The sequence below is a fragment of the Micromonospora sp. M51 genome, from assembly GCF_018070305.1.
Classification (GTDB): Bacteria; Actinomycetota; Actinomycetes; order Mycobacteriales; family Micromonosporaceae; genus Micromonospora; species Micromonospora parva.
The window spans coordinates 1-4,498 of sequence record NZ_JAGPXZ010000520.1; the positions used below are offsets into that span (position 1 = coordinate 1).

A 4,498-nucleotide genomic window follows, 5' to 3' on the forward strand; every position below is an offset into this window, starting at 1 on the left:
GGTGCTCGTCGAGCTCTTCTTGCTGTCCGTCGGCGACAGCGGCCGGCAGCAGGTCGGCCAGCACGCGTACCCCGTGGAGTTCCTCGACCACCAGCCCGGCGGCGCCGAGCAGCGCGGCGGCGCCCGGGGCGTCGTAGCGTCGGCGCAGCGTGTCGCGCGGCCCCGCGGTGCCGGCCGGATCGGCGGCCACCGCGGTGGCGACGTCCAGGTGCCCGTTCATCGCCCGGCCCAGCACTGCGGCGGCCCGGCCGGCCACCAGCACACTGGCCGCCCCGCCCGGGCGCAGCGCGCTGGCCAGCGCGGCCACCACCGGCGTCGGGTCGTCGACCACCTCCAGTACGGCGTGGCAGAGCACCAGATCGACGCCGGCCGGCTCGACCAGCCCGGCGAGGGCGTCGCCGTCGCCCTGCACGGCGACGATCCGGTCGGCCACCCCGGCCTCGGCGGCGCGGCGGGTGAGCGCGGCGAGCGCGTCGGGGCTGGCGTCGACGACGGTGACCCGATGCCCGGCGCGGGCCAGCGGAACGGCGAAACCGCCGGTGCCGCCGCCCACGTCCAGCACGGTGAGCTCGGCGTCGCCGCGCCGGTCCAGCTCGGCGCGGAGCACCGACCAGATCACGGCGGTGCGGGGTGTCAGCGGCGGCTCGGCGAACCGGCCTCGGGTCTGCTCCACCCGGCCGAGCCTAGTCACCCGGCCCGGTGGTGGCGCGGGCGTGTGGTGGGTGCGCCCACCACACGCCCGATCGGTGCGTGGTGCGGCGGGAGGTCAGGCCTCGGCACCCTCAGTCTCGTCCTCCGCCCGGGACCGGCGCTCGTTGGCCACCGGACCGTTGGTCACCTCGTACTCGCGGGGGTCGGCGAGGTGCGACGGCACCCAGCCGTTGCCCAGTCGGGTCCGCCGGGCGTTGGCGATTCCACCGGTGTACGCGTGATTTCCCGTCACTGTCGTTCCCCCTCACGGATCACGGGCCGCTCTGCCCGCTCGCAACGAGTCTCCCGCTCGGCGGCTCGGGAAACCGTAATGTGGATCACTGGATCAGCGGAAGTCACGGGACGCGGGGCTCACCGGCGGCTCGATGGCGTCCAGCCGGTCGGCGACCAGGTTGGTCACCCCCTCGTGCCGCTGCAACCGCCCCCGCACCACGAGCGCGGCGCTGGTGCGGGCCACCCGCCGGTAGCGCTGCCACAGCCCCGGCGAACAGGTGACGTTGAGCATCCCGGTCTCGTCCTCCAGGTTGAGGAAGGTGACCCCGCCCGCGGTCGCCGGGCGTTGCCGGTGGGTGACGATGCCACCGACCCGGATCCGTTGCCCCGGCTCCACCCGGCCGAGCCGGGCGATCGGCACCGCGCCGAGCACGTCGAGTTGCCCCCGGATGAACCGGGCCGGATGGCTCTCCGGCGACAGCCCGGTGGCCCACACGTCGGCGACCAGCCGGTCCACCGCCTCCAATCCGGGCAGCGTGGGCGCCGCCGCGCCGGTCACCGTGCCGGGCAACCGACCCGGCCGGTCCTGGGCCGCCGCGCCGGCCGCCCACAGCGCCTCCCGCCGGGTCAGCCCGAAACAGGCGAAGGCGTCCGCGGTGGCCAGCGCCTCCAGCTGCGCGGCGGTGAGACCGAGCCGCCGGGCCAGATCCGGCATGTCACGGTACGGCCCACCGGCGACCCGTTCGGCCTCGATCCGTTCGGCCACGTCGGCGCCGAGGGTCCGCACGCTGGACAGGCCGAGCCGGACGGCGGGGCCGCCCAGCCCCCAGGCGTGCGGCGGCTCCCCCGGCCCGCTGCCCCACCGGGTGTCCGGGGTGGACTCCAACACCGCCTTGGCCCCGCTGGCGTTGATGTCCGGACGGCGCACCTCCACCCCGTGCCGGCGGGCGTCGTCGACCAGGGTCTGCGGCGAGTAGAAGCCCATCGGCTGGGCGTTGAGCAGCGCGGCCAGGAACGGCGCCGGGTGGTAGCGCTTGAGCCAGGAACTGGCGTACACCAGGTAGGCGAAGCTCATCGCGTGGCTCTCCGGGAAGCCGTAACTGGCGAACGCGGTGAGCTTGCGGTAGACGTCGTCGGCCAGCTCACCGGTGATGCCCCGCTCGGCCATCCCGGCGTAGAGCCGCTCGGCGATCCGGGTCATCCGCTCGACCGACCGTTTGGCGCCCATCGCCCGGCGCAACTGGTCGGCCTCGGCCGCGTCGAAGCCGGCCAGGTCGATGGCGAGCTGCATCAGCTGCTCCTGGAACAACGGCACACCCAGGGTCTTCTCCAGGGCGTTACGCATCAGCGGGTGCGCGAAGGTCACCGGCTCCTGACCGTTCTTGCGCCGGATGAACGGGTGCACCGAACCACCCTGGATCGGGCCGGGCCGGATCAGCGCCACCTCGACCACCAGGTCGTAGAACTCGCGGGGCTTGAGCCGGGGCAGGGTGGCCATCTGGGCGCGGCTCTCCACCTGGAACACCCCGACCGAGTCGGCCCGGCAGAGCATGTCGTAGACCTCCGGGTCGTCCAGGGTCATGTCACCCAGGTCGAGACTCTCGCCGATCATGTCGTAGCCGTAGTGCAGGGCGGAGAGCATGCCCAGGCCGAGCAGGTCGAACTTGACCAGGCCCACCGCCGCGCAGTCGTCCTTGTCCCACTGCAGGACGCTGCGCCCGGGCATCCGCCCCCACTCCACCGGACAGACCTCGATCACCGGCCGGTCGCAGATCACCATGCCACCGGAGTGGATGCCCAGGTGCCGCGGGAACGTCTGCAACTCGTTGGCGTACTCCACCACCTGCTCGGGGATATTCTCCACATCGACGGTGGCCACCGAGCCCCACCTGTCGATCTGCTTGCTCCAGGCGTCCTGCTGCCCCGGCGAGTAGCCGAAGGCCTTGGCCACGTCCCGCACCGCCGAGCGGGGCCGGTAGGAGATGACGTTGGCGACCTGGGCGGCGTGCTCCCGGCCGTAGCGGGTGTAGACGTGCTGGATCACCTCCTCCCGACGGTCGGACTCGATGTCCACGTCGATGTCCGGTGGGCCGTCGCGTTCCGGGGCGAGGAACCGCTCGAAGAGCAGCCGGTGCCGCACCGCGTCCACATTGGTGATCCGCAAGGCGTAGCAGACCGCCGAGTTGGCCGCCGAGCCCCGGCCCTGGCAGTAGATGTCCTGGTCACGGCAGAACCTGACGATGTCGTAGACCACCAGGAAGTAGCCGGGGAACCCCAGCTCCTCGATCATGTTCAGTTCGTGGTCGAGCTGCGCGTACGCCGCCGGGTGCGCCTGCGGCGGCCCGTAGCGTTCGTGCGCCCCGTCAGCGGTGAGCTTGCGCAGCCAGCTCATCTCGGTGTGCCCCGGTGGCACCGGGTACGCCGGCAGCTGCGGCGCGACGAGTTGCAGGTCGAAGGCCAACTCGGCGCCGAACTCGGCGGCCCGCGCCACCGCACCCGGGTACGCGGCGAACCGGGCCGCCATCTCCGCGCCGCTGCGCAGGTGGGCGGTCGCCGCCGCGGGCAGCCACCCGTCGATCTCGTCCAGGCTGCGTCGGGCCCGCACCGCGGCGACGGTGGTGGCCAGCCGCCGCCGGCCAGGGCTGGCGTAGTGCACGTTGTTGCTGGCCACCGTCGGCAACCCGGCCGCCGCGGCCAGCTCGGCGAGCGCGTCGTTGCGGTCGGCGTCGACGGGGTGGCCGTGGTCGGTCAGCTCCACCGCCACCGTCTCCGCGCCGAAGAGCGCGGTCAGCCGGTCCAACTCGCGGGCCGCCGCGTCCACCCCCTCGGTGAGCAGCGCCCCCGGCACGTGCCCCTTGCGGCAGCCGGTCAGCACCAGCACGTGGTCCTTCAGCTCGGCGGCGACCTCTTCCAGCTCCCCGTAGACCGGACGGCCCTTCTCCCCGCCGCGTAGCTGGGCGCGGGCGATGGTGGTCGCCAGCCGGGCGTATCCCTCGTGGCCGTGCGCGAGCACCAGCAGGTGCGCGCCCTGCGGGTCGGGCTCGCCGTTCTGCGGACCGGGCAGGTCGAGGGACAACTCCGCGCCGAAGATGGTCGGCAGGCCCAGCGTGCGGGCCGCCTCGGCGAAGCGGACCACCCCGTAGAAGCCGTCGTGGTCGGTGACGGCGAGCGCGGTGAGCCCCAGCCGGGCCGCCTCCTCGGCCAACTCCTCCGGGTGACTGGCGCCGTCGAGGAAGCTGAAGTTGGTGTGCGCGTGCAGCTCCGCGTAGGGCACCACGCCGTCGGGGCGGGTCAGCTCCGGCGGCTGGTACTGCTCACGGCGGCGGCTCCAGGCCGGGGAGTCACCACCATCGGCGTCCACGGCGAGCGGGTCCACCACGTGCAGGTGCCGCTCACCTCTGCTCCCGCGGTTGCCACCCGCTCGGGTGTCACCGGCCCGGCCGGAGAGCACGCGCTCCAGCTCCGACCAGGGCATCTTCGGGTTGTGAAAGCTCATCCGGCCGCTCCGGCCGCGCTGCTCGGCCCGGTACTGCTCGGCCGAGGAACGCTGGGCGACCGGGTCGACGACGGACAC

At 73.6% G+C, this 4,498-nt stretch carries 3 protein-coding genes; all 3 read right to left on the minus strand.

Going from position 1 to position 4,498, the window contains the following annotated elements; all coding sequences use genetic code 11:
- Positions 1-691: methyltransferase domain-containing protein (locus tag KBX53_RS23535; protein ID WP_210861682.1), on the minus strand; the 691-nt coding region annotated here is incomplete at its 3' end.
- A 75-nt stretch (positions 692-766) separates the two neighbouring features.
- Entirely contained in the window at positions 767-943 is a 177-nt protein-coding gene (locus tag KBX53_RS23540) for a hypothetical protein (protein ID WP_167337320.1), read from the minus strand.
- Between the two features lie 93 nt (positions 944-1,036).
- Complete coding sequence (locus KBX53_RS23545) at positions 1,037-4,420, minus strand: error-prone DNA polymerase (RefSeq protein ID WP_210861683.1); 3,384 nt, start codon at positions 4,418-4,420, stop codon at positions 1,037-1,039.
- Positions 4,421-4,498: the final 78 nt, after the last annotated feature.

Coding starts and splice junctions, on each gene's coding strand:
- KBX53_RS23545 (WP_210861683.1), bottom strand. CDS start 4,420: ATGAGCTTTCACAACCCGAAGATGCCCTGGTCGGAGCTGGAGCGCGTG.